Genomic DNA, 25,606 nt, shown 5'->3' with positions numbered 1-25,606 from the left:
GAATGGGAGGTCCAGGAACCTCAGGTTCCTGGCGGATAGGGGGTCAGGGGGAAAGGCGGAGCCTTGCCCCCGGGACGGCGAGACGCCGGACAACGCAACGCGCATCACCGCCGCTCCCCGGTCAGCAGACGATCGATCGGGTAGAACCGATCCAGCACCACCAGCACCAGCGCGGTCAGCCCGATCAGCGCGGCGGAGACGGCGGCCACGAGCGGGTCCGTCATCTGGTCGATATAGGTGAAGAGCCGCACCGGCAGCGGGGTGGAGGAGGGCGAGGCAAGGAAGAGGCTCACCGTCAGCTCGTCGAAGCTGGTGATGAAGGCCAGGATCCAGCCCCCCGCCACGCCGGGCAGGATCAGCGGCAGGGTGATGCGGCGGAAGACGGTGAGGCGCCCGGCGCCCAGGCTCTCGGCGGCGCGTTCGACACGCGGGTCGAGACCGGCGAGGCCGGCGGTCACCAGCCGCACCATGTAGGGTGTCACCACGATCAGGTGCGCCGCCACCAGCCCGGCAAAGGAGCCCGCGAGGCCGAGGCCGGAGAAGAAGCGCAGCAGCGCCACGCCCAGCACGACATGCGGGATCATCAGCGGCGAGACCAGGAAGGCCGCGATGGCGTCGCGGCCAGGAAAGCGCCCACGTGCGATGGCCAGCGCCGCCGGTACGGCGATCAGCGCGGAAAGCGTGGCCGAGACGAGGCCGAGTTGCAGGCTGACCCAGAAGCTGTCCAGGAACTGCGGATTTTCGGCGATGGCCCGGTACCAGCGCAGCGATGCACCGTCGAAGGGCATCGCCATGAAGCCCTTGTCGGTGAAGGAGACCAGGATCACGACCACCAGCGGCGCCAGGATGAAGGCGATGAAGAGCCAGTGGAAGGCCAGGGACAGCGGACCGTTGCGGTTCATGCCCCGACTCCCAGCCGGCGCAGCGCGCGGCGTTCCACCAGCCGCGTCCAGAGCAACGTGCAGAGCAGGATGGCAATGAGCAGCAGCACGGCGATGGCGGCGCCCAGCGGCCAGTTCAGCGTGTTGAGGAACTCGTTGTAGGCCATGCTGGCCACCACGCGCAGCCGCTTGCCGCCCAGCATGGCGGGCGTGGCGAAGGCAGAGGCCGAGAGGCAGAAGACCATCAGCGCGCCGCCGAGAACGCCCGGCATGATGTTGGGCAGGATCACCCGGCGGAAGGTGGTGAGGCGCCCGGCGCCGAGGCTTTCCGCCGCGCGGGCCAGGGCGGGGTCGAGCCGCCCCAGGCTGGCCCAGACGGACAGCACCACCAGCGGCACCATGACATGGACGAGGCCGATGACGATGGCGAGCTCGGTGAACATCAGGCGGAAGGGCGCGCCGGGGATGCCAATGGCCACCAGCGCGTCGTTGACCAGCCCGTTGGTGCCGAGCAGCACCATCCAGCCGAAGGTCCGCACCACGACGGAGACCAGCAGCGGCCCGACCACCACCAGCAGCATCAGCCCGCGCCAGCGCGGCGCCATGCGGTGGACGATCCAGGCCTCCGGCACGCCGATCAGCAGGCAGATGGCGGTGGTGACGAGGGAAAGGCGGAAGGTGCGCTCCAGCACCTCGTGGAACAGCGAATCCGTGGCTAGGTCGGCGTAGTTGGCCAGGTTCCAGCGCGGCAGGATGCCCTTGTCGAAATCGAAGCCCTGCAGGCTGAGCACAGCGACGCCGATCAGCGGCAGCAGCAGCACCAGCGCATAGACGAGGCCCGAGGGCAGCGTCAGCAGCAAGGGGGAGGCGAGGCGCCTGCTCATACCGCCCCCCTCATGCCGCCAGCCGGCGCAGGCTGTGCGCGTCCCAGTCCAGGGAAACGGGGGAGCCTTCCTCGACCGGCGCGGCGCCGGTGTTCTGCGCCGTCACCATGACCGCGCCCAGCGCCGTATCGACGCGGTAGAGCCAGGAGCCGCCCAGGAAGACGCGCGAATGCACCTCGCCGCGCAGCCCGGGCTCGGTGGCGGGACGCAGGCGCAGGCGTTCCGGGCGGATGGTCAGCAGGATGTCACCGGGGGCGGCGGCGAGTTCCGGCGGCAGGGCGAAGCGGTGCCCGCCGGCCTCGGCCTCGCCCCGCCCGGTGGCACGGGCCGGCAGGCGGTTGCTGCGGCCGAGGAAGTCGGCGACGAATTCGCCCGCCGGCTCCTCATAGGCACGCCAGGGCGCGTCGATCTGCATCAGCCGCCCGCCCTGCATCACCGCCACGCGATCGCAGAGCGCCATGGCCTCGTGCTGGTCATGCGTCACCATGACGGTGGTGACGCCGACGCGGCGCTGCAGCTCGCGCAGCTCCACCTGCATCTCCTCGCGCAGCTTGGCGTCGAGGTTGGAGAGCGGCTCGTCCAGCAGCAGCAGGCGCGGCTCGATCACCAGGGCGCGCGCCAGGGCCACGCGTTGCTGCTGCCCGCCCGACATGTTGCGCGGGAAGCGGTCGGCCAGGTGCGCGAGATGAACAAGGTCCAGCGCCTCGCGCACCCGCTTCGCGCGCTCCGCCTTCGGCACCTTGCGCATCTCCAGCCCGAAGGCGACGTTCTCCGCCGCGGTCATGTGCGGAAAGAGCGCGTAGGACTGGAAGACGATGCCCATGCCGCGCTTCGCCGCGGGCACGGCGGCGAGGTCGCGGCCCTCCAGCACGATGCGCCCGGCACTCGGCGCCTCGAAGCCCGCGATCATCTGCAGCGTGGTGGTCTTGCCGCAGCCGGAGGGGCCGAGCAGGCCCAGGAACTCCCCCTGGGCCACGCGGATGGTCACGTCCTGCACCGCCGTGACGGGGCCGTACTGCTTGCCGACCCCGTCCAGTTCCAGAAAGGCGGGCGCCATGCTCAGCGCTCGACCTCACGCTGCCAGCGGCGCGTCCACTCGGTGCGGTTCTTGTTGATCACGTCCCAGTCCATGGTGACGAGCTGCTTCACCTGGTCCTCGCCATAGATGACGCGCCTGGCGACATCCTCGGGCAGCTTCACCTCCTTGTTGGTGGGGCCGGAGCCGTAATAGGTGGAGAAGGCCACCTGCACGGCGGGCGAGAGCAGGTGCGCGACGAATTTCTGCGCCAGCTCCGGCTTCGGCGCGCCCTCCACGGCGCAGGTCGCGGTCATCAGCACCACCGCGCCCTCCTTGGGCCGCACGATCTCCAGCGGGAAGCCGGATTCCTTCATCGCCGCGACGCGGGAGGAGCCCCAGACGGAGAGCCAGATCTCGCCGGACTGGAACATCTCGCTCATCTTGCCCGGGCTGCTCTCATAGGCGAGCACGTTCGGGTTGATCTTCTCGCGCATCACCTTGAAGCCCGGGGCGATGTCGTTCTCGCCGCCGCCATTGGCGCGGGCCATCATCACCAGCGTGTGCAGGCCATAGGTGTTGTCGATGCCGGGGATGGAGAGGCGCTGCTTGTATTCCGGCTTCGCCAGATCCATCCAGGAGGCGGGAACCGGCAGGTTGCGCTGCTTGAACAGGTCGGCGTTGTAGGCGATGCCGGTATAGCCGAAGCCGGTGCCCACCGCCTTGCCGCCGCCCATCACCGCGATGGGATAGACGCTGTCCAGCGCCTTCCGGTCCGAGACCTGCTGGCAGAAGCCGAGCGAGACGGCCTGGGCCATCGGCCCGTCATCCAGCAGCACGACGCCGATCTCCTGCCGCCCGCGCTGGGCCTGCAGCCGTGCCAGGCTGTCCGAGGAGTTGCCGGCGAGGTAATCGACCTTGACGTTGTTCGCCTTCTCGAATTCCGGGATCACGCTTTCCCGCATGATCTTCTCGTAGGAGCCGCCATAGGCCGCCACCACGAGCCGGTCCTGCGCCGAGGCCGTGCCCGCCGCACCGATCGACGCCCCCATCAGGGCCGTCGCCGCCAGAAGCAGTCTGCGCATCATTGTCGTCTTCCCTGCTGCCATCCCCGGGCCATCCCCGGACGCCCGATCCGTTGCTGCACGTGCGAAAGGCGCATCGCCCAAAACCCATGCATCCCGGCACCGGATCGGTCCCGCATGCCTTCCAGGCTGGCATTGGCGGGAACGGAAGCGCAAATTCATAATCGTCCCGGTTTCATTCCCTGAGGTAGCGAACCCGCCATGACGCCCCGCCGACTGCACCAGCTGGAAGCATTCCGTGCCGTCATGCAGAGCGGTTCGGTCACGCGCGCGGCGGAGATGCTGAGCCTGTCGCAGCCCGCCGTGACCAAGCTGCTGCGAGCGCTGGAGGAGGAGACACGGCTTGCCCTCTTCGACCGCAGCCGCCGCCGCCTGACGCCGACGCACGAGGCGCGGCGCTTCGAGGCGGAGGCGGAACGCTTTTTCGCCGCCGCCACCCGCATGGACCGGATCGCCAACGACATGCGGAGCGGCGGGATGGGCGAGCTGCGTGTCGCCACCCTGCCCTCCTTCGGCTTCAGCTTCGTCCCCAGTGTGCTGGCCCGCTTCGCACGGCAGGTGCGGCAGCTCCGTGTCTCGGTGACGGTGGCCAGTTCGCTGGAGGTGCATGAGATGGTGGCGGGCGGTCTGGCCGATCTGGGCTTCGCCCTGTCGCTCTCGGCCGCACCGGCCAGTGCCGTGGCGGAGCCCATCCGCCTGCCCGGCATCCTCGTCCTGCCGCCTGGGCACCGCCTGGCACGGCGGCGGCGCGTGATGCTGGCGGAGCTCCAGGGGGAGCCCTGCATCTCCCTCGGACGCCAGTACCGGCTGCGCGACCTGGTGGACGAGCTCTTCGAGCGGCACGGCGTGGCGCCCGTCCCGGTGGCCGAGACGCAGAATGCCGCGGCCGCCTGCGCCATGGCGGCGGAAGGGCTGGGCTTTACCGTGGTGGAGGCCATCACGGCGGCGCAGTTCGCCGGGCGGGTGGTGCTGCGCCCGCTGGAGCCGACGGTGGAATTCCCGGTGAACGTGCTGGCCCCGCCCGGCCGGCCCGTCGCCGTGCTGGCGGCGCGGTTCCTGGAGATGCTGCGTGCCGAGGCCGCAGCGCAGTCCGCCCGGGCCGGCCGGCGATAGGGGAGATGGCGGGCGGCCCTGGCGGAATCGCGGCACCGGGGCGACGGCAGGCGGCCCGGCGATGTAGGCTGGCGGGCGGATGCTGTTGACTGCGATCAGCCCTGTCAGGGAGTACCGTCCGGCGTGACCTCTTCGCGGCAGAGTTTCATCGGCCTGTTCGACCTGTTCCGGATCGGCATCGGCCCTTCCAGTTCCCACACGGTGGGGCCGATGGTGGCCGCGCGGCGCTTTCTGGAGGAAACAGCGGGAGCCGGGCTGCGGATCGCGCGGCTGCGGGCAGAGCTGTTCGGCTCCCTGGCCCTGACCGGGCGCGGCCATGCCACGGATACGGCGGTGCTGATCGGCCTGACCGGCGCCCAGCCCGACACAATCGACCCGGACGAGGCGGCGGAACGGGTGCGGCGGCTCCGCGCCACGCACCGCCTGCCCCTGCCGGATGGGCGGGAGATCGCCTTCGACCCGGCGCAGGACCTCGTCTTCCACATGCGCGAGAGCCTGCCACGCCACCCCAACGGGCTGCGCTTCACCGCCTGGTCAGGGGGCTCATCGGAGGGCCTCGCGCGGGAATACTTCTCGGTCGGGGGCGGCTTCGTCGTCGGCGCGGCGGAGGAGGCGCCCACCGATGCCTCCGGCGGCGTCCCGGAGGTTCCGCATCCCTTCGCCGATACCGCGGAGCTGCTGACCCGGGCGGCGGGGGCTCGCCTGTCCATCGCCGCGTTGATGCGGGCCAACGAGGAAAGCCTGCGCCCGGCCGCCGAGGTCTCCGCCGGGATCGCGCGCCTCTGGGCGGCGATGCGCGCCTGCGTCGAACGCGGTTTGCGCGGGGAAGGCGAATTGCCCGGCGGGTTGCGGGTGCGCCGCCGCGCCCCGGCCCTGTGGCGCGCCTTGCAGGCGCGGGAGGGGCGCAACGAGGCCGACCCGCTGATCGGCATGGACTGGGTGAACCTCTATGCCCTGGCGGTGAACGAGGAGAACGCCGCCGGCGGGCGGGTGGTGACCGCGCCCACCAACGGTGCGGCCGGGATCGTGCCGGCGGTGCTGCATTACTATGAACGCTTCGTCCCCGGGGCGGGCGCGGCGGGGGTCGAGACCTTCTTCCTGGCCGCCGCCGCCATCGGCGCCATCATCAAGCGCAATGCCTCCATCTCCGGCGCCGAGGTCGGCTGCCAGGGGGAGGTCGGCTCTGCCTGCGCCATGGCGGCGGCCGGGCTGGCCGCGGCGCTGGGCGGCAGCAACGCCCAGGTGGAGAATGCCGCGGAGATCGGGCTGGAGCACAATCTGGGCCTGACCTGCGACCCGATCGCCGGGCTTGTGCAGGTGCCCTGCATCGAGCGGAACGCCCTGGCGGCGGTGAAGGCGATCAACGCCGCGCGCCTCGCCCTGCATGGGGACGGGGCGCATCTGGTCAGCCTGGATCAGGTGGTGCGGACCATGCGCCAGACCGGGCTCGACATGTCGCACAAGTACAAGGAGACCTCGCTGGGCGGCCTCGCAGTGAATGTCATCGAATGCTGAGACGGCTGCCTATGGTCTTTGGAGACACGCACGGCAACGTGGGGTTCCGCTGCCCGCAGGAACATGGCTAGGCTCTTTGCGGCAACAATTCCAGCAAGCGAGATTCCATGACGATCAAAGTCAGCGAGCCAGCCTGGGTGCGCGAGTTCAAGACCTTCATTCAGCGCGGCAATGTCGTCGACCTGGCCGTCGGCGTGGTCATTGGTGCCGCCTTCACCACCATCGTCGGCAGTCTCGTCGAGGACATCATCAACCCGATCATCGGCCTCCTGGTCGGCGGGATCGACTTCTCCAACGTCTTCGTCGTGCTGTCCGGCGAAAGGCAGCCTTCGCTCGAAGCCACGCGCAACGGTGGCGCCGCGGTGCTCGCCATCGGCCGGTTCATCAATGCCATCATCAAGTTCGGCATCGTGGCCCTGGCCATCTTCTTCCTGCTGAAGCTGCTGGCGCGTTTCCACTTCACCACCGCGCTGGAGGAGAAGGCGCCCGCCGGGCCGACGCCGACCGAGAAGCTGCTGACGGAGATCCGCGACGAGCTGCGCCGGGATGCTCCGCCCTCGACGCTGCCGGCCTCGCCCGGCACCCTCTGATGCGGCGCCCAGGGCCGCTGGCTTTCCTGCTGCTGGCCCTGGCACTGACGGCCTGGCTGCCGCCGGGCCCCGCCCTGGCGCAGCCGGCCCTGGCCCCGGCGGCACCCCCGCCGGGCTTCGCCGACCGGGAACTGGTGATCGGCACGAAGGACGCGGCCCCCTTCGCGATGAAAAGCGCGGAGGGGCAGTGGCAGGGCATCAGCATCGATCTCTGGCGCCATGTCGCCGACGGGATAGGGCTGCGCTACCGCTTCGAGGAGTTGCCGACCGTCCAGGCCCTGGTCGATGCGGTCGCGGCCGGGCGTGTCGATGCCGGCGTGGCGGCGATCACCGTCACCGCCGCCCGCAAGCGCGTCATCGACTTCACCCAGCCCTTCTATGCCACCGGCCTCGGGGTGGCCGTGCCCTCCGAGGGAGTGACGGCCTGGCTGCCGGTGCTGCGGACCTTCCTGTCCTTCAGCTTCCTGCAGGCGGTGCTGGCGCTGCTCGGCATCGCGCTGGCGGTGGGTGTCCTGATCTGGCTGTTCGAGCGGCGGCACAACAAGCCCTATGGTGGCGGCCCCGTGCGGGGCCTGACGGCGGGGGTCTGGTGGTCCGCCGTGGCCATGACCCAGGCCGGTGCCGCGCAGGACGGGCCGGTGACCACGCCGGGCCGCATCCTGGCCACGGTCTGGATGATCGCTTCGGTCGTGATCATCGCGGTCTTCATCGCCGGCATCAGCTCCGCCCTCACCACCCAGCGCCTGCAGGGCCTGGTCCGCAACGTGAACGACCTGCGGGGCATGCGGGTCGGCGTGGTGGAGGGCTCCTCCGCCGCGGAGTTCCTGACGGCGCAGCGGGTGAGTTGGCGCGGCTTCCCCGGCCCCCGGGAGGGGCTGGCGGCCGTGCAGAAGCATCAGGTCGATGCCTTCGTCCACGATCGCCCCCTGCTGAGCTGGATGATCCGGCAGGATTTCTCCAGCCTCCAGCTTCTCGGCATCAATCTCGACGTGCAGAACTACGCCGTGGCCCTGCCGGAGGACAACGCGCTGCGCCGTTCCCTGGACGTGGCCCTCCTCGACTCGCTGCGGGGCGAATGGTGGCAGCAGACACTGTTCCGCTATCTGGGCTCGGCGGAGATAGAGGGCGCCGGGCGGTAGGGGGCTGCCAACCTCTCGGCCCAGGTACCTGACCTGCTTTCCCCGGGGAATGGTTCCGTGCCCGCCACCTGCCGTGCTTGGCCATCGGTGCCTGCCTGGAACGCGGCTTCTCGGCAAAATGTCAGCGATTTCACCGACGATCGGGTCCGCCTTCCGGGGCAAACCATGGGCAGTACGCGCCAAGGTTGCTGTGATGAATACATAGGCATATGGCGAAGGCCAAGCGCATTGGTAATATACAGACGGCTATGGCAAGGATTTCCTCAGGCCAGCATGAAAAATTCATGATTTTCGGGAGAAGTTTTCTACTTATTCTTTGTTGCTGTGCAGCATTTATGATATTTACATGATATGTTATTTTTAATTCAAGTAGAAAATAATTTTCAATGCTTAATTCAAGTAAATAAGAACAAAATTTAGAAAAATAACATAGTACTTACATGTATTTTTTAAAAGCAAAGCGTTTTTTATTGTTCTTTTCAAAAAAATTTCTATGAGATAATAGGTTATTACATTGCATAATTCGTAATTACAACATAATATTCACAGAATTTTTAGGAATTGAAGTATAAGCGCAGCAGGTTGCTCCCGCACAACAACAACACCGCAATCTCAAACTCACGAAAAAAGTATCATTAATGATACGTCGTTACGATTTTTGATGTTGATTTTTGTCTCTTAACCATGCACACCCTTTTTCGGAACCCGCCCTGGCCCGGCACAACCGCCACCGGAGCCGAGACAACCCGTAGGAACAACCTGGAGGCCACAAAGTCATGACCTCGCGCTTCGGCGTGCCTCTTTGCTCTCCATCAAAGAGATGCGGCGAGAATGAGGCTGGCATGCCCAGTCTCCGGTTGAATTCGGCCCGTGGCACGAAGAAGCCGGTCGCCGGCCCGTGCGGCGCCGCGGCCGATCGACTTTATACCCCGGCCTTCGGCCAAGGTCATGATTCCAGGTCCGCCGCCAACCGCTCCGAGTGGAAGAACGCCATGAGCCCCGTCCACGCCATCCCGCGAGGCCCCATGCGGGCCACTCAATTGTTGGAACCGGCCCATCCAGTGGCCATTTGCCCGGAGAACGCCGCATGAACATGCTACCGAGTTCCAACCAGCCCCAGAATGTCCGCGCGGAGATCGTGCAGAACGCACCGCGCGAGATGTCGATCGGCATGGTCATGCAGTCCATCTGGCGCCACCGCTTCTTCATGCTGGTCTGGCTCATCCTGGTGGTCGGCCTAGCCTCGCTGGTCATCTTCAACCTGCAGGCCAGCTACCGCTCCACTGCCCTGGTGGCGCTGGACACGCGCCAGATCCGCTTCACCGAGGTGAGCGCCACGCTCGCCAACCCGTCGGCGCCGATGGATTCCAACGTCGTGCGTACCGAGGTGGAGATCCTGAACAGCGATGCCGTGGCGCGGGAGGTCGTAAAGGACCTGGATCTCGTCAACGATCCGGAATTCCTGCCGCAGCCTTCGCTGCTGACGCGAATCGCCTCGCGCATCCCCTTCCTGGCGGGAATCCTCCCTGCCGCCGAGGAGGAGAAGCCGGTGGACGCGGACACCCGCCTGGCGCAGGTGGTGAACGCCTACAGGAACCGCCTCACCATCTTCAATGACGGCCGTTCCTATGTGATCTCCGTCTCCTTCGAGGCCTCCTCCCCGGCCGATGCCGCGCGCATCGCGAACCGCCATGCCGAGGTCTACATCGCGCGCCAGCGGGCGGTGAAGGACCAGGCCCTGGCCAGCGCCACGAGCTGGCTGGACCGTGAGGTCGCCACCCTGTCCGACCGGCTGAGCCAGTCCGAGCGGGCGATCCAGGCTTATCGCGAGCGCAACGGCCTGCTCAGCCTGGGCGGCGGTGTCGGCGGCGGCAACCGCGCCGGCTCCACCCTGGCGCAGCAGCAGCTCGCCGACGTGGCCGCGCAGCTGGCCCAGGCCCGCGCCGACCTTGCCTCGCGGGAAGCGCGCCTGCGCCAGTCCCGTGACCCGAGCACGGCCAGCAGCGTGACCGAGGTGGTCAATTCCGACGCCCTGAGCCGCCTGCGCGACGCCGAGGTGCAGGCCCGGGCCCGGTTGGCCGAGGTTGCCGGTCAGGCCGGTCCGAACCTCCCGACCGCCCAGCCGCTTCGCGCGCAGATCGCCGAGATCCAGCGCATGATCGGCGCCGAGCAGGCCCGCATCCAGCGCAGCCTGGCCAACGAGGCGACCATCGCCCGGACCCGCGTGGCCGAGCTGACGCAGACGGTGCAGAACCTGCAGTCGCAGCTCGCCACCAGCGAGCGCAGCGGCGCCGAGCTGATGGGGCTGGAGCGCGAGGCCTCGGCCACCCGCGCCCTGTATGAGAGCCTGCTGAGCCGCCAGAAGCAGGTGGCGACGCAGGTCGGCATCCAGCAGGCCGATGCGATCCTCACCTCCCGCGCCACGCCGGCCCTGTTCCCCGCCTTCCCGAACAAGAAGATGTTCCTGGGCGTGGCGATCCTGGTGGCCGTGGCAACGGGCGCGATGGTCGCGCTGCTGCTCGACCGCCGCCGCAAGGGCTTCGAGACGGTGGAGGAGACGGAGGCCGAGATCGGCGTGCCGGTCCTGGCCGCCCTGCCCAAGCCTGCCCGCCGCAACATGACGCTGGCCAACGAGGTGGCCGACCATCCGCGCTCCATCGGCGCGGAGGCGGTTCGTACCCTGCGCAGCATGCTGGCCACGCGGGAGGGCGGCATCCCGCCGGTCCTCGCCGTGACCTCCTCGCTGCCCGCGGAAGGCAAGACCAGCGTCGCCCTGTCGCTGGCGCGCAGCCTGGCCAGCTCCGGCTTCCAGGTGCTGCTGATCGAGGCGGATTTCCGCCGCGGCAACCTGGCCCGGACGCTGTTCAAGAAGCCGGTCGATGTCGGCGCCATCGCGGTGCTGGAGCAGCGTGTCTCCCTGGTCCAGGCGACGCGGGAGGACCCCTCCTCGCCGCTGCACGTGCTGGCCTCGGAGGGCACCAACGCCACGCCGCAGGACCTGCTGGAGCCGTCGCGCCTGCGCCCGCTGATCGTCGCGGCCCGGTCCACCTACGACTACGTCATCGTGGACACGCCGCCGGTCTCCGCCGTCTCCGACGCGCTGCTGATCGGCCGCTCGGTGGACGAGACGCTGCTGGTGGTGCGGGCGGGCTCCACGCCGTCCGCCGCGGTCGCCGCCACGGTGAAGGCCTTCCGCACCGCGCGGCTGCCGATCGCGGGCTTCGTGCTCAATGCGACCGACCCGAAGCGGACCGGCCCCACCGGCTATCCGACCAACCAGCTCTCGCTTTCCTACCTGAACGGCTGAAGCAGAACTCCATGACCGCAGTGTCCCTGCCAAACTCCGCCTTCGCGTCACGCCTGGAGCGCGACGCGGTATGAGCGGGCGGAGCGAAACCGGGGGGCGCCTGCTGGGCCTTCGCCAGGGTTCCACCCGGCTGGTCCGGGGCGTGCTGGGCGGGCGGGGCACCAGCTTCGCCTTCGCCCAGACGCTGCTCACGCAGTTCCTGGTGCTGGCGCTGAACGTGGGGACGGGCATCATCACCGCTCGTCTCCTCGGGCCGGAAGGTCGGGGCGCCTTTGGCGCCATCACCCTCTGGCCCACCTTCCTGTCCACCATGATCATCGGCGGGCTGCCGCTGGCGCAGGTCTACTACATGCGCAACGCGAAGCCCGAGGAGCAGGCGGAGGTGCTCGGCGCCTCCATCCTCCTGGCCTTCGTGCTAGGCATCATCGGCGCGGTGGCGGCGGTGGTGGCGATCCCGCTGGCCATGTCCGGCCATTACCCGGCGGAGGTGGTGGCGCTGGCACCCTATGCCGCCGTGGTGACGGTGATGTCGCTCTTCGCCGTGTTGCTGAAGAACTCCTTCACCGCGCTGGACCGCTTCGGCTCCTTCAACACGATGAGCTGGCTGGACCCGGCGCTGTACCTGGTCTTCCTGGTGGCTGTGGCCTTCGCCATCGGGCTGACGCCGGCGGTGTCGGCCTTTGCGATGTGGACCTCGACCGCGGTCTGCCTTTGCGTGATCGCGTACAAGCTCTGGCGCATCCTGCCGCCGCGCTTCAGCCATCCGGGCCGCTGGCTGCCGGGACTCGTGTCCTACACCGTGCGCGCGGTGGGCATCGGCACGCTGGGCAGCCTGACCTTCTACCTGGACCGGCTCTTCCTGGTGGCGGTGATCTCGCCAGAGGAGTTCGGCCTCTATCTCGTGGCCTTCAGCCTGTCGCGCCTGCTGATGGTGCTGCAGACCGCGGCCAGCGCCGTGATGCTGCCCGCCATGGCCGGCAAGTCTCCCGAGGAGGCGAGCGCCCTGCACGACCGGACCTTCCGCCTGATGCTGGTGGCGGTGATCCTGGCCGGCATCGGCGTCTGGGTGCTGGGCGGTCCGGCGCTGTCCCTGCTCTACGGCAAGGAATTCGGCGCGGCGCATGCTCTCTTCCTGGTGCTGGTGATCGAGGAGGCCTTCTCGGCCCTCGCCCAGGTCTCCAGCCAGCTCTACCTGGCCATGGGGCGCCCCGGCTATGTCTCGATCGCCCAGGTGGCGGCCTTCGCCACGTTGGGCCTGGGGCTGTTCCTGCTAGTTCCCGTGATGGGGGCGATGGGTGCCGCGGTGGCGGCGACCATGTCCTCGCTGGTGCGCATGATCATGATGCTGGCCGGCATGCCACGCGTCCTTGATCTGCCCCGTCCCCGCCTTTCCGTGCTGCCTGCAGAGCTGCTGGGCTATGCACGGAAGCTCGCCCGGTCCTGACCGGGCACAGAAACGAGGTTCGCTGGCGTGTCGATCACCTTCACTGCCGCAAGAAGCCGCTATTCCCGCCCGACGCTGGATGATCGGCTGGCCGATCCGGGGCTGCTGAGCCTCGGCGCCTTCCTGTCGGTATCGGCGGCGCTGCTGGTCCCGATCGTCCTCTATCTCGGCGGGGCGGCGCCGCTGGCGCGGATCCTCTATCCGGCCATGGCCCTGTTCCTGGGCGGCTTCCTCTACCTGCACCGCTCGCCCTGGTATATCGGCTACACGATCCTGCTCTTCTGCTTCGCCTCGCTGGTGCGGCGGCTGGCCGACTACCAGGGCGGTTTCCAGGTCTCCAGCCTGATCCTGACCGCGCCCTACCTGATCTGCATGCTCGGCGCCTTCTCGGCCCTGCGGTACCTGGCGCCGGGGCGCAACCCCTATACGGGGCCCTTCCTGGCCATCCTGTGCAGCATCGCCTATGGCGCGTTGCTCGCCGTGCTGCAGGACCGCTTCATGCTCGGCATGACCGACCTGCTGAAATGGGCCTCCGGACCGCTGCTCGCGATCCACATCCTGTCGCAGTGGCAGCGCGGCGCGGCCATGCGGCAGGTCATCACCTCCACCCTGCTGGTAGTGGCACCCGTCATGGGCATCTACGGGCTGATGCAGTTCATCTATCCCACCCCCTGGGATGCGGAATGGGTGAACAACGTCCGGTTGCTGGGCTTCGATTCCGTCGGCGTGCCCGGCGCCTTCTCGCTGCGCGTCTTCTCCACCATGAATGCCCCGGGCTCCATGGCGGCCTATCTGATGATCGCGCTGCTGATCGCGATGAGCCGGTCGTTCAGCATCTCGGTGCCGGTGATGATTGCCTGTGCCCTCGGCCTCGCCCTGGCGCAGTACCGCACGCTCTGGGGGGCGACATCGCTGGGCCTGGTCCTGCTCCTTCTCTGGGGCACGCCGCAGGAGAAGATGCGGATCTCCCTTGGCGCCATCGTGCTGGTCTTCAGCGCCGGTTTCCTGGCCCTGATACCGGAGATGCAGTTCGCCCTGGAGCAGCGGTTGAATTCGCTGAGCAGCCTCAACTCCGACGCGAGCGGAGCGGAGCGCATGATGCAGTACGTCCGCTTCTTCATCGACAACGACAACCTGCTGATCGGCGACGGCTTCGGGCTGAACTACTATGCCAGTGTCAGCGGCTCGGCGAACGCGGTGGTGGACAGCGGCATCCTGGACAGCGTCCGCGCCCTGGGCATCTTCGGCGGTGCCTTCTACTTCATCAGCCTGTTCATGCTGATCCTCTCGACCTTCCAGTCCGATCCGACACCCGGTTCCAAGCTCTATCTGTACCGCGTGCTGGTGATCATCGCCTTTATCCAGATTCCGCTGGGGGCCGTGCATATCGCCGAAGTCGGTGTCCTGAACTGGATCATGCTCGCCACCGCCCTGACCTTCACGGCCAGCCGTGTTAGGATGGCTTCATGACGGCGATGGCCGCATGACAGTGCGGTGAAGCACAGGTGGGGGAGCCCCAGGCTATGACGAACGCATCGCCCGCGACATCCCACCGGATCGAGTGGATCGAAGCCATGCGCGGCCTTGCGGCTGTGCTGGTCGTGCTGTTCCATGCGCAGGTTGTCGTGGGGCAGAACCCGGTTGACGGGATCATGGGGCGCATCCTGTCCAACGGCGCCCTCGGCGTGGACATCTTCTTCGTCCTGAGCGGCTTCATCATCACCCTCGTCCACCAGGCGGATCTCGGGCGGCCGGACCGTTGCGCACGCTATCTGTGGCGCCGCTTCTCGCGCATCTATCCCGCCGTCTTCATCATGAGCGCCCTGGCCCTGGCCACCTATCTGACGGGCGCGCATGCCAGCGAAACGCAGAAGCTCAATGCCTGGAGCGTGGTGGCGAGCTTCCTGCTCCTCCCCCAGGCCAACATCCCGCTGGTCAACGTGACCTGGACGCTGGTCTATGAGGTCTTCTTCTACGCGGTCTTCGCGCTGGCCATCCTGAACCTCCGTTTCGGCATGGGGCTGATCCTGCTCTGGCAGGCACTCATCGTGCTGCTCCATCTGATCGGCGCCGACCTGACCGCGCCCTGGGCGCAGTTCCTGCGGCCGCAGGCCCTGGAATTCGGGATCGGCGTGCTTGGCGCCTGGCTGGCCCTGTCGCCGCGGCTCCGCGGCAGCCCCTTCGCCGGCACCCTGTTGCTGGCCCTGGGCTGCGCCGGCCTGTTCTGGCTGATCGCGCTGCGGGCGCCCGAGCCTACCAACACCCTCGACTTCCACACCGCGATCCTGGCCGGCGGCTTCTCCGGTGCGGCGCTGCTCGGCGGCACCCTGGTGGAATGGCGTGGGAAGCTGCGCATGCCGGCATTCCTGATCATGCTCGGTGCCATCTCCTATTCGGTCTATCTGGTCCACTTCAGCACGCTCGTGCTGATGGGCAAGTTCATCTGGAAGTACGGCCTCATGCCGGCAGGCTTCCAGGTTCCAGTGATCCTGGTGACCTCGGCGATCGCGATCCTGATCGGCTATGCCTTCCATCACCTCGTCGATACGCCGCTGCAGCAGGCGGCGCGCCGCTTCGGGCAGTCCTATTTCGGCGCCCCGAAGGCGAAGCTCGCCCCCGCCTGGCCTGCCGCGGCCTCCGATCCCTCCGACCGGCTGCGCTGAGCGATGCCCGACCGGAATCCGCCCGTAGCGGGCACCCCCATCTTGCCAGGACCGGTCCGTGCCGGCCGATGGCCATCGCAGGCGATGCCCCGGCGGGCAGTGCCCATGGCCAAGGCCGTCCCGGCGGAACCGCGACGTCAGTGAGGCGCTGATCCATGACCACCCGGAAGCCCACCATCTTCATCGTGCATCCGTCCGACCTGCTGACGGATCATCGCCTCTACGGGGATGGGCTGATCGCCTGCGGCTTCCTGCGCGAGCTCGCGAACCGGGGCTACCGCCTGCATGTCGCCTGCCAGGAGGTGGACCTGAAGGAGCCCATGCCGGGCAACGTGACCTTCCATCCGATCCGGCAGTCCTGGCCGGGCCCTCTGAAGCGCCTGGAATACATGGTCCGGACGCGGCTGCTGCTGGAGAAGCTGCGCAAGGAAGAGACGATCGACATCGTCCACCAGATGAATCCCGTCTTCGTCGGGCTCTCGCTCGGCATGGTGGCATGCGGGCTGCCCGTGCTGCTCGGCACCTATGTGGCACGCTGGCCGGACCAGAACCGCGACAGCCTGAAGGTGCGGCTGGAGACCGGTGTGCGCTGGGCGATCTGCTTCCTGCAGCAATGGCAGGCAACGAACCTGATGCTGACCACCCCGGCCGCGATGGACCGAATCGCCGCACCGGGAATGGTGAAGGACAAGATCGTCACCATGCATCACGGCATCGATGCCGATCTCTTCTCCCCCTCCGGCGAACCGCCGGAGAAGGGGCCGCTGAGCATCCTCTTCTACACCAGCGTCGCCCGCCGGAAGGGCATCTTCGACCTGCTCAAGGCCTTCGAGATCGTCAGCCGCGAGGTGCCCGAGGCCACGCTCAGCATCATCGGGCGGGGCGATCACTGGGAGGAGGTGAACGCGCTGATCGCGACGCTTCCCTGCCGCGACCGCATCCATACCAAGGGGCATGTTCCCCGCGACAGCTCGGTGGAGTTCTTCCGCCAGCACGCGATCTACGTCCTGCCTTCGCATGGCGAGCCCCTCGGCACGACGGCGATCGAGGGCATGGCCTGCGGCAAGCCGCTGGTGGTGACGAACACGGGCGGCCTGCCGTATCTCCTCCCGCCCGACGGCTCCGGCGGCTTCATCGTGCCGCAGGAGGATCCTGAGGCCATGGCCGGGGCGTTGCTCAAGCTGCTGCGCTCGCCGGAAATGCAGCAGCGCATGGGGGCCGCCAACCGCACCTATGTCGAGAAGCACTATGCCTGGACGAAGGTGGTGGACAGGCTGGAGGAGGTCTATGCCGGGCTGGTGACGGAGCGCCATTCCGGCGCGCCGGTGCCGCTGGCTTCCTGACCGCCTTTCCAGGCGGCGAGACTGCGGCCAGCTGGGTCCGCGGGTTGTCTCTTCCCGCGGCCATCCATGCTGGGGGCGGAGCTATCCCGGCCCCGTTCTCAGGGCAGGGTCTCGGCCGCCAGCACCGTTTCCCAGTCCAGGGCGCTGCGGATGATGAAGTCCAGGGCCTCGTAGCGGGGCCGCCAGTCCAGCGTCCGCTGCAGCCGGTCGACGGCGGCGACGAGCGACGGCGGATCGCCGGCGCGGCGCGGCGATTCGACGACCGGCAGCGGTGCGCCGTTCACCCGCTCCACCGCCGTCAGCACCTCCCGCACCGAATAGCCCCAGCCATAGCCGCAGTTCATGGTGAGATTGACCGGGTTCCGCAGGATATGGCGCAACGCCGCGACATGGGCATCAGCGAGGTCCGAGACATGCACATAGTCGCGCACGCCGGTGCCGTCCGGCGTCGGGTAGTCCGTGCCGAAGATCTCGACCTTGTCGCGCTTCCCGGTCGCCACCTCGCAGGCCACCTTGATCAGGTGCGTCGCCTGGTGCGAACGCTGCCCCGCCCGTCCGGCCGGATCGGCGCCCGCGACGTTGAAGTAGCGCAGCGTCACGGTGGAAAGCCCGAAGGCCCGCGCGACATCGAGGATCATCCGCTCCGCCGCGTGCTTGCTGGAGCCATAGGGCGTGATCGGATCGCAGGGCGCATCCTCGGGCACCGGCAGCGTCTCGGGGATGCCGTAGACCGCCGCGGTGGAGGAGAAGACGAGGTGGCGGACGCCGCTGCGCAGGCAGGCGCCGAGGGTGGCGGCGACACCGCCCACATTGTTGCGCCAGTATTCCAGCGGCTGCTCGACGCTTTCCGGCACGATCTGGAAGGCTGCGAAATGCATCACCGCCGAGACACCGTGCCGCAGCATCGTCTCGGCCATCAGGTCCTCGTCGCCGACGGAGCCCTGGACAAAGGGAACATCCGCTGGCACCGCCTGGCGGAAGCCGGTGGACAGGTCATCCAGCACCACGGGCGCGAAGCCGGCATCGCGCAGGGCCAGCACGGCATGGCTGCCGATATAGCCGGCGCCGCCGGTCACCAGGATGCTGCCCATCTCTTCTCGTTCCTTCACTGGGAGATCCGTCCCGCGCCTTTCGCCGGAAAGGGCGAAAACGTCATGTCCCGGAGCACGACACCCTGGTCCTCGCCGTGATAGCGGGAAAGCCGTTTCGCGAGAGGCAGGGGAATTGGACGGAGTCTCATGTTTCTCATAAAATAACAATTCATGCGATGACCCGGCGTGCTGCGCGCCGGTGGGTGCCCGTCGTGAAGCGGGTTCCCCGATATCCCAGCCTGCCCCTTATCGCCGGAGTTCTTCCATGACAGGAATGTCTCTCCAACGCCGTTCTGACATGCAGCAAATCCCCAGCCCCCGGACAAAGGCGTAGCACGCCCGTGACACAGCGCATCTTTCAGGTCGGCAGCGGCTGGTTCCCGGAACACAAGGGCGGCGCCGAGAACGTCTTCTACAACCTCCATCTCGGCCTGGAGAAACTGGGCTTCGAATCCTGCGGCATCGTTCCCGGCAAGGGACAGGCCGAGATCGACACGCAGGGCCGTTTCCGCAGCTTCCCGGCCGACGCGTCGATGCTGAGCCGCGCCCGCGCGATCCGCGCGGCGACGGACGAATTGCTGCGGCCCCGCCCCGCACTCGCGACTTCGCATTTCGCGCTCTACACCCTGCCCATCCTCGACAAGCTGCGCGCCCTGCCGCTGGTGGTGCATTTCCATGGCCCCTGGGCGCTGGAAAGCGCGGCGGAAGGGGCGAGCAGCCATTCGGTGCGCGTCAAGAAGCTGATCGAGACGGCGGTCTATCGCCGGGCACAGCGGGTGATCGTGCTGTCGGAAGCCTTCGGCCGGATCGCGCAGGAGCATTACGGCGTACGGGATTCCGCGCTGCGGCTGGTGCCGGGCGGGGCCGATCTCTCGGCTTTCACCACGCAGGGTAGCCGCGCCGAGGCACGGACCCGGATGGGCTGGGTGGAGGACCGCCCCGTGCTGCTCGCCGTGCGTCGGCTGGTGCGGCGCATGGGGCTGGACCGACTGATCGAGGCCATGGCCACCTTGCGGCAGAAGCAGGTGGATGCCGTGCTCTACATCGTCGGTAAGGGGCCGGAGCGTCTGGCGCTGGAGGAACTGGTGCGGCGGCACGGGCTGGAGGACACGGTCCGCTTCGCCGGCTTCGTGCCGGACGAGCTGCTGCCGGTCGCCTACCGGGCCGCCGACCTCGTCGTCGTTCCCACCGCGGCGCTGGAGGGCTTCGGCCTGATCGCGGTCGAGGCCCTGGCCTCGGGCACGCCGGTCCTGGTGACGCCGGTCGGCGGGCTTCCGGAAGTGGTTTCCGGTCTTTCGCCCGATCTGGTCCTGCCCGGAAGCGATGCGGACAGCATCGCCTCGGGGCTGGCCGCATCGCTGACCATGCCGGGCCGCCTGCCGGACGAGGCAGCCTGCCGCCGCTATGCCGAGGCCAATTTTGCCTGGCCGGTGATCAGCGAAAGGATCGCGGCCGTTTATCGCGAACTGATCTGACGCGACCGTTCCGCCCCGCCTGATACAGGCGGCGGTTCTTGCTGGCCCTTTTGCGCGTCATGGGTCCGCCGCGTGCCGGGGGCAAGGCGTTGCCTCGCCCCCAAACCCCCACTCCGCCAGGACGCTGCGCGCCCTGGACCCCATTCGTTGGTGCCCGGCAATGCTGGATCGCACCGGGAAGCATGGCTTCCCCGCCGCTGCGGGCGCCACCAGCGCGGGCGAGATGTTTCCCTCCCGGGAGCCCCGCCGACCCAACTGCTCGCCAGGGGCAGCCACGGGCGCGGCGCCGCAGCTCAGGCCGTGTCGGTATTCGCCTGAAGCATCCCCTTGACCGGAGCATGTGCCTCGCTCCGGAGCACCCGGCATTCCGGAAGGTTGCATCTCCCCCGAACCGGCACCTTAAGGCTTTTTCAACCACGATCGCCGATGATCCGGCCAAGGGCATCTGCCGCAGCCTCGCGGTCGGTTCCTGAAAGGAAGTTTTTTCACTGTGGTCTTGAGACTTTTAGATCACTTCCTATAGTTGTATTTGCTCTTTACGACTTCGCGTGCTGGGGATTAAATCCAGCGAGCCTCGTGTCGGAGACACCCATCGTGACGGACGCATTGGATCTGTCACCCCGCGCCCCAAGCCAGCCGGAGCAGCTCCGGCGCCCCTTGTCGCGCAACTCGACCTATCCCTTTCCCTGGCCCACGCCACGGCAAAGCGAAATTCCTGTTGCCACCCCGGACGATGAACAGGCCGGGTCGCTATGGTGGGGGTTGGCCTGGGCCTCCGCACTGGGGGCCGTCTTCTGGCTTCTGGTCGGTCTCGTGGCCTATTGGATGTTCTGACAAAAAATCCCCCTTCCTGTTCAGGAAGGGGGACCGGTAGGTCGGGTGGGTTCCAGGCATTCATGCCTGAACCTGTCTGGCAAGGGCCGCAGTACGGAGAGGCGGAGTTTCGCCGCGCCGGCCCTTTGTGGCCTCAGTCGGCCTTCAGCGTCGCGAAGCCGCCGAACACGGTCTTGAAGATGATCTTCAGGTCCAGGGTGATCGACCAGTTGTTGATGTACCAGAGGTCGAGATCGACGCGGCGATAAGCCTTGTCCAGCGTATCCACCTCACCGCGGGAGCCGTTGACCTGGGCCCATCCGGTCAGGCCGGGCTTGACGCGGTGGCGCAGGCGGTAGTGCTCCACGGCCTCGAAGTAGTAGTTGCCCTCGACCTTCATATGCGTCGCGTGCGGTCGCGGGCCGACCAGGGACATGTCGCCGCGCAGCACGTTCAGCAGCTGCGGCAGCTCGTCGATGCTGGTGCGGCGGAGAATGCGGCCGACCCGGGTCACGCGCGAGTCGCGTGCCGTGGTGCGGGCCTCGCCGGTGGTGTCGCCGCGGTCCGTGTACATGCTGCGGAACTTCAGGATCTGCACGGGCTGCGTGCCGAGGCCGAAGCGCCACTGGCGGAAGAAGACCGGGCCGGGCGAGTCCAGCTTGATCGCGATGGCCGCCATGATCAGCACCGGCGCGATGAGCGGCAGGGAAGCCATCACCAGGGCGATGTCGAGGCCCCGCTTCACCGAGTCGCGCCAGTCGTCGAACTGGCCCGGCAGCAGGCGCAGCAGGACCGGGTCGTCCAGGTGGCTGGAACCCCGGGCGGCACGCTCCAGCGCCACCGCGTCGAAGCCGACGCAGATATGCACGGGGCGATCGCCGAATTCCTCGCAGATGGCCTGGATGCCTTCGGCGTCCATGCCGGCCAGGGCGATGATGTCCACCTCGCCCTGCTCGATCAGCTGGTCGAGCATGACCATGTTCTCGGGCATGTCGTCCTGCAGCACCGCCAGCACCTGGCGGTGGCCACGGCTGCGCTCGGTCAGGATGCGCGCGAGGGCACCGGCCTGCGGCGAAGGGCCGAGGACCACGATATTGGTGGTCAGGCTCTCCGGTCCGGCGATCAGCCGCGTGCCCAGGAGGCGCAGCGCCGCGGCGAGCGCGGTGGAGATGACGGCCCAGCTCATCAGCAGCAGCAGGTCGCCGCCCAGCCCGGTCGTGGAGCCCAGCAGCAGGCGGCCCACGGCGATACCGCTGAAGGCGATCATCACCGCCGCCGCGCTGCGCACGGAAGAGACGTAGGTGGAGCCGACATGGTGGGCGCTGGTGCGCCGCAGGCCGCGCCGCACGAAGAGAGCCAGCGTTGCCGCCAGGAGGCCGATTCCGGCCACACGGCCGGGGCTCAGGTTCAGGTCCGGTGCCGGAGCAGCCTGGAAGGCGAGGCAAAGAGCCAGGCCCACCGCCAGAACCTGCGCATAATCACCAATCGCCATGAACAGCCGGAGCGTGCCCCGGCGGGGTCGCTGCCGCCGCTGCGGGCGGAAGGCTGCCGGCTGGGACAGCATCTTCCGGATCGCCGGATTGGTCTTAATGCGTCTTGGGTCGCCCATGTTGTATCCCTCAACACAATACCGGTCAGTTGAACGCGAACCGGATGTTCGACTTCTGGAGTGGTCGTGCTGTCACGGTTCGTGGGGTCGCCCTATCTTTTGCACTGCAATATGGGCAAAAGCGAGCAAAACTTTTCGAACAATCTTGATAAAGATACTCGGATCATTTTCCGAAAACAACTCTTACTTCGAGTTGAGAAAGATATACTTTACTCAACCAGGAGTTGATCTTGGCTTGCCTGTGATCGATGGATGAAACATGCACACCCGTTGAATCGCCCATCTTCGGGCCGATCAAGGAACGTCCTATGGAAAGCGAACAAGCCGCGTGACCGTCCTCAACAGGAAACCGACAATGCGCATAGCCCTCGTGAGCGACTCGATTTCTGCCTATGGCGGTGCGGAGCGGGTGATCGAGCAGATCCTGTCGCTCTACCCACAGGCAGACATTTTCGCCGTGGTGGACGTGGTGCCACCCGACCAGCGGGGCTTTCTTGGCGGGCGACCGGTGCGGACGTCCTTTCTCCAGAAGATCCCGAAGATCGAGCGCCTGTATCGCTCATTGCTGCCGCTGTGGCCGCTGGCCGTCGAACAATTCGACGTGACCGGTTACGACCTTGTGATCAGCAGCCATCACAGCGTGGCCTATGGCGTGCTGACCCGGCCCGACCAGCCGCATGTGTCCTATGTGCATTCGCCGATGCGCTATGCTTGGGACCTGCAGCACGAGTACCTGCGCGAGGCGAAGATGGAAAGCGGACCGAAGAGCTGGCTGGCCCGACGCATGCTGCATTCCGCCCGGATCTGGGATTTCTGCGCGGCGCAGCGGCCCGAGACGATGGTGGCCAATTCCGCCTTTGTCGCCAACCGGCTGCGGCGCACGCACCGGCGGGAGGCCGGAGTGGTACACCCACCGGTCTATGTGGACACGCTGCCGCCGCCCGGCTCGGTGGAGAAGGAGGACTACTACCTCTCCGTCTGCCGGCTTGTGCCCTACAAGCGCGTGGAGCTCCTGGCCCGCGCCTTCGCCCGCATGCCGGAGAAGCGCCTGAAGATCGTCGGCAACGGGCCGGAGCTGAAGCGCCTGCGGGAGATGAAGGTGCCGAATGTCGAGGTCCTGGGCCGCGTGCCGACGCCGGAGGTGCATCGCCTCCTGGCCGGGGCGCAGGCCTTCATGTTCGCCGGCATCGAGGATTTCGGCATCACCGCTGTGGAGGCCCAGGCCGCCGGCACGCCGGTGATCGCCTATGGCGCCGGCGGCTTGGCGGAAACCGTGCTGGGCCCCGACCATGACGCCCCGACCGGGCTCTTCTTCGCCGAGCAGACGGAGGACGCGGTGATCGCCGCCGTCCATGCCTTCGAGGGCAGCCGGGCGCGCTTCACGCCGGAGAACTGCCTGGCCAATGCGCAACGCTTCTCCACCGAACGTTTCCGCAGCCGCTTCAAGGCCGTCGTGGACGATGCGCTGGAACGTGCCCGGGCCCAGGCGCCCGCCGGGCTGCACGGGGGCGATGCACCGCGCCAGCCGTTGCCCGGGGCGCGGCTGGCGGCGGCCGAGCCGGTCCAGTCGTGACGATGCGGCGCGGCGACACCGGCCCGACGCGGCGGCAGGTCGGGGCGGGACTGCTGGCGGCCGCAGCGGCCATGGGGGCGGCGGGAACCGCTCCGGCCCTGGCGGCGCCCGGGCCGGGCGGCGCGGAGGGCCCGGGGGGGAGCCAAGGCCTCCAGGCCATGGCCGCCGACTCGCTCGTGGACAGCATCGGCGTCAACATCCATTGCTGGCCCGGCAACAGCTACATCGAGGGCGATCGCTGGGAGAAGGTGATCCTGCCGGCGCTGCGGGAGCTGCGCATCCGCCACGCACGCGATGGCGTCGGCCTCGACCGCGGGGTGCTGGCCCGGCTGCGGCAGGTGGCCCAGCTCGGCATCCGGCTGACCCTGCTCAGCGGGCCGGAGGCGACCTCCTCGGTGGAGCTGTCCCGGGCGCTGGACGAGGTCGGCCGCGAGAACATCGCCATGCTGGAGGGCGTGAACGAGCCCGATGGCTGGTGGGGCGGCCGTCCCGGCCATACGCCGGAGATGGCGATCGACCACCAGCGCATCCTGTCCGGGATCGGCCGGGCACGGGACATCCCGGTGATCGCCTCGGCGCTGATCCAGGCGGGCAACCGGGCGCGCTTCGCCCGGCAGGGCCCCTATGCCCAGTATGGCAACGTCCACCCCTATCCGGCCGGCCGCATGCCGGAGACCGGGGGCTGGGGCGACAACGGCTATGGCAGCCTGCGCTGGGCGCGCGACCTGCTGGTCACGCCGCTGCTGGGGCCCAAGGCGCCCTTTGTCGCCACGGAAGCCGGCTACCACAACGCCATCACGCAGAAGGCGCGGTCCACGAACCCGCATTCCGGCTGCCCGGAAGCCGTCTCCGCCGCCTATGAGCCGCGCCTGTTCCTGTACTACCGCCGCTTCGGCGTGGCGCGGAGCTTCAAGTACGAGCTCTTCGACCAGGGTACGGACAAGGACGATCCGGAACAGAATTTCGGCTGGCTGCGGCATGACGGGTCGCGCAAGCCGGCTTTCCATGCCATGCGCAACCTGATCGCCGCCTTCTCCGACCCGGGTAAGGCCTTCGCCCCCGCCCGGCTGCCGGTCGGCCTGTCCGGGGAGATGGAGGGGCTGGAGACCGCCTTGTTCCAGAAGCGCGACGGCAGCTTCCTTCTGGCCCTCTGGCTGGCGAAGTCGCTTTGGGACGTGCACAGCTTCACCGAAACGCCGGTGCCGCCGCAGCAGGTGCGGATCGCGTTGGGCGACCGTATCCGCCAGGCCGCTGTGAACCGGCCCAACGAGGATTCGCGCTTCCAGGAGGCCGCCCTCGCCGGCGGCGGCATCACCCTGCCGGTGACGGCCCAGGTCACGCTGCTTCGCCTCACCCCGCGCTGAACATCCCCTCGCAACCCCTGCCCGCGCCCTTCCCGGTGCGGGCCCGAACCGGATAGGGCACTGGACACGGCATGGACGGCCACGACCTCCCCTCGGCGACCGCATCGGACGCCCGGCCTGCGACGGCGGGCGCCGCCACGGCGCCGCGCGTGCTCTTCGTCAACCATTCCAGCCGCACTGGCGGAGCGGAGTTCATCCTGCTCGCCAACCTGCGCGCCTTCGGAGCCGAATCCTCGGTCTGGCTGTTCGAGGACGGGCCGCTGAAGGCCGCCCTGGCCGATTACCCGCTGCGGGTCCTGATGCCCTCGCGCCCTTCCGGCTTCACGGACATCAAGCGCGACCAGGGCATGGCGCGCGCCGCGCTGCCGATGCTGGGCGGCATGCTGCGGATGGTGCGCGAGATCGCGGCCGCGGCGCGGCGGCACGACATGGTCTATGCCAATTCGCAAAAAGCCTTCGTGCTTTCCGCCCTCGCGGCGAAGCTGGCCGGGCGGCCGTTGGTCTGGCACCTGCACGACATCCTCACCCCGGCGCATTTCGGCGGCGGCCAGCTCAGGCTGCTGCGCACGCTGGCGCCGCTCGCCACCCGGGTGATCGTGCCGTCGCAGGCCGCGGCGGATGCCTTCATCGCGCTGTGCGGCCGGGCGGACCGGGTGCGGGCTGTCTCTTGATCACATCTACGCACAGCTCCACCGTAAGGCG

General features: G+C 68.0%; 19 protein-coding genes. 13 read left to right on the top strand and 6 right to left on the bottom strand.

What is annotated here, in order from left to right:
* Window positions 1-104 precede the first annotated feature (104 nt).
* From ROTAS13_RS04445 to ROTAS13_RS04430, 4 genes are read right to left on the bottom strand one after another with little or no spacing between them, the layout of a single operon-like run.
* Window positions 105-902, bottom strand: a complete 798-nt coding sequence (locus ROTAS13_RS04445) for an ABC transporter permease (protein WP_019462031.1) — start codon at window positions 900-902, stop codon at window positions 105-107.
* Window positions 899-1,765 carry an ABC transporter permease gene (locus ROTAS13_RS04440; RefSeq protein ID WP_075821647.1) on the bottom strand — a complete coding sequence of 289 codons (867 nt, stop codon included), beginning with the start codon at window positions 1,763-1,765 and terminating at the stop codon, window positions 899-901. The genes ROTAS13_RS04445 and ROTAS13_RS04440 overlap by 4 nt, the downstream gene beginning before the upstream one ends.
* A 10-nt stretch (window positions 1,766-1,775) precedes the next feature.
* Window positions 1,776-2,822, bottom strand: a complete 1,047-nt coding sequence (locus ROTAS13_RS04435) for an ABC transporter ATP-binding protein (RefSeq protein ID WP_019462029.1) — start codon at window positions 2,820-2,822, stop codon at window positions 1,776-1,778.
* A gap of 2 nt (window positions 2,823-2,824) precedes the next feature.
* On the bottom strand, window positions 2,825-3,868 hold the full coding sequence (locus ROTAS13_RS04430; protein ID WP_019462028.1) for an ABC transporter substrate-binding protein: 1,044 nt from the start codon (window positions 3,866-3,868) through the stop codon (window positions 2,825-2,827).
* A 198-nt stretch (window positions 3,869-4,066) separates the two neighbouring features.
* On the opposite strand from ROTAS13_RS04430, the gene ROTAS13_RS04425 reads away from it, so the two are divergent.
* From ROTAS13_RS04425 to ROTAS13_RS04385, 9 genes are all read left to right on the top strand, one after another.
* Window positions 4,067-4,978: a LysR substrate-binding domain-containing protein gene (locus ROTAS13_RS04425; RefSeq protein WP_037251932.1), complete on the top strand. Its 912-nt coding sequence runs from the start codon at window positions 4,067-4,069 to the stop codon at window positions 4,976-4,978.
* 123 nt (window positions 4,979-5,101) lie between these two features.
* Entirely contained in the window at window positions 5,102-6,493 is a 1,392-nt protein-coding gene (locus ROTAS13_RS04420; RefSeq protein ID WP_019462026.1) for an L-serine ammonia-lyase, read from the top strand.
* A gap of 107 nt (window positions 6,494-6,600) precedes the next feature.
* On the top strand, window positions 6,601-7,083 hold the full coding sequence (mscL, locus tag ROTAS13_RS04415) for a large-conductance mechanosensitive channel protein MscL (RefSeq protein ID WP_075821646.1): 483 nt from the start codon (window positions 6,601-6,603) through the stop codon (window positions 7,081-7,083).
* Window positions 7,083-8,222 (top strand): transporter substrate-binding domain-containing protein, encoded by a 1,140-nt coding sequence (locus ROTAS13_RS04410; protein WP_075821645.1) that lies wholly within the window; start codon window positions 7,083-7,085, stop codon window positions 8,220-8,222. The genes mscL and ROTAS13_RS04410 overlap by 1 nt, the downstream gene beginning before the upstream one ends.
* A 1,087-nt stretch (window positions 8,223-9,309) precedes the next feature.
* Window positions 9,310-11,529 carry a polysaccharide biosynthesis tyrosine autokinase gene (locus ROTAS13_RS04405; RefSeq protein WP_075821644.1) on the top strand — a complete coding sequence of 740 codons (2,220 nt, stop codon included), beginning with the start codon at window positions 9,310-9,312 and terminating at the stop codon, window positions 11,527-11,529.
* A gap of 70 nt (window positions 11,530-11,599) precedes the next feature.
* Window positions 11,600-12,973: a lipopolysaccharide biosynthesis protein gene (locus ROTAS13_RS04400; RefSeq protein WP_019462022.1), complete on the top strand. Its 1,374-nt coding sequence runs from the start codon at window positions 11,600-11,602 to the stop codon at window positions 12,971-12,973.
* Window positions 12,974-13,000: 27 nt separating this feature from the next.
* A complete protein-coding gene (locus ROTAS13_RS04395) occupies window positions 13,001-14,443 on the top strand; it encodes a hypothetical protein (RefSeq protein WP_075821643.1) in 1,443 nt (480 codons plus the stop codon).
* 53 nt (window positions 14,444-14,496) lie between these two features.
* Window positions 14,497-15,636, top strand: a complete 1,140-nt coding sequence (locus ROTAS13_RS04390) for an acyltransferase (protein WP_075821642.1) — start codon at window positions 14,497-14,499, stop codon at window positions 15,634-15,636.
* A 155-nt stretch (window positions 15,637-15,791) separates the two neighbouring features.
* Window positions 15,792-16,979 carry a glycosyltransferase family 4 protein gene (locus ROTAS13_RS04385; protein WP_019462019.1) on the top strand — a complete coding sequence of 396 codons (1,188 nt, stop codon included), beginning with the start codon at window positions 15,792-15,794 and terminating at the stop codon, window positions 16,977-16,979.
* 98 nt (window positions 16,980-17,077) lie between these two features.
* Here ROTAS13_RS04385 and galE read toward each other — a convergent pair whose 3' ends face one another.
* Window positions 17,078-18,088 carry a UDP-glucose 4-epimerase GalE gene (gene galE, locus ROTAS13_RS04380; protein WP_237719387.1) on the bottom strand — a complete coding sequence of 337 codons (1,011 nt, stop codon included), beginning with the start codon at window positions 18,086-18,088 and terminating at the stop codon, window positions 17,078-17,080.
* A 323-nt stretch (window positions 18,089-18,411) separates the two neighbouring features.
* Between galE and ROTAS13_RS04375 the strand changes: the two genes are divergently transcribed.
* On the top strand, window positions 18,412-19,545 hold the full coding sequence (locus tag ROTAS13_RS04375; protein ID WP_019462017.1) for a glycosyltransferase family 4 protein: 1,134 nt from the start codon (window positions 18,412-18,414) through the stop codon (window positions 19,543-19,545).
* 967 nt (window positions 19,546-20,512) lie between these two features.
* Here ROTAS13_RS04375 and ROTAS13_RS04370 read toward each other — a convergent pair.
* Window positions 20,513-21,922, bottom strand: a complete 1,410-nt coding sequence (locus ROTAS13_RS04370) for a sugar transferase (protein WP_019462016.1) — start codon at window positions 21,920-21,922, stop codon at window positions 20,513-20,515.
* A gap of 400 nt (window positions 21,923-22,322) precedes the next feature.
* Between ROTAS13_RS04370 and ROTAS13_RS04365 the strand changes: the two genes are divergently transcribed.
* The 3 genes from ROTAS13_RS04365 (at window position 22,323) to ROTAS13_RS04355 (ending at window position 25,575) form a co-directional block, all read left to right on the top strand.
* Entirely contained in the window at window positions 22,323-23,540 is a 1,218-nt protein-coding gene (locus ROTAS13_RS04365; protein ID WP_075821639.1) for a glycosyltransferase, read from the top strand.
* A 158-nt stretch (window positions 23,541-23,698) separates the two neighbouring features.
* Entirely contained in the window at window positions 23,699-24,904 is a 1,206-nt protein-coding gene (locus ROTAS13_RS04360) for a hypothetical protein (protein WP_126281907.1), read from the top strand.
* A 71-nt stretch (window positions 24,905-24,975) separates the two neighbouring features.
* Window positions 24,976-25,575 carry a glycosyltransferase gene (locus ROTAS13_RS04355; RefSeq protein ID WP_075821637.1) on the top strand — a complete coding sequence of 200 codons (600 nt, stop codon included), beginning with the start codon at window positions 24,976-24,978 and terminating at the stop codon, window positions 25,573-25,575.
* Window positions 25,576-25,606: the final 31 nt, after the last annotated feature.

It is taken from the genome of Roseomonas sp. TAS13, assembly GCF_001950415.1.
GTDB classification, from domain to species: domain Bacteria; phylum Pseudomonadota; class Alphaproteobacteria; order Acetobacterales; family Acetobacteraceae; genus Roseomonas; species Roseomonas mucosa.
This window is presented reverse-complemented; position numbering and strand designations above follow the sequence as displayed.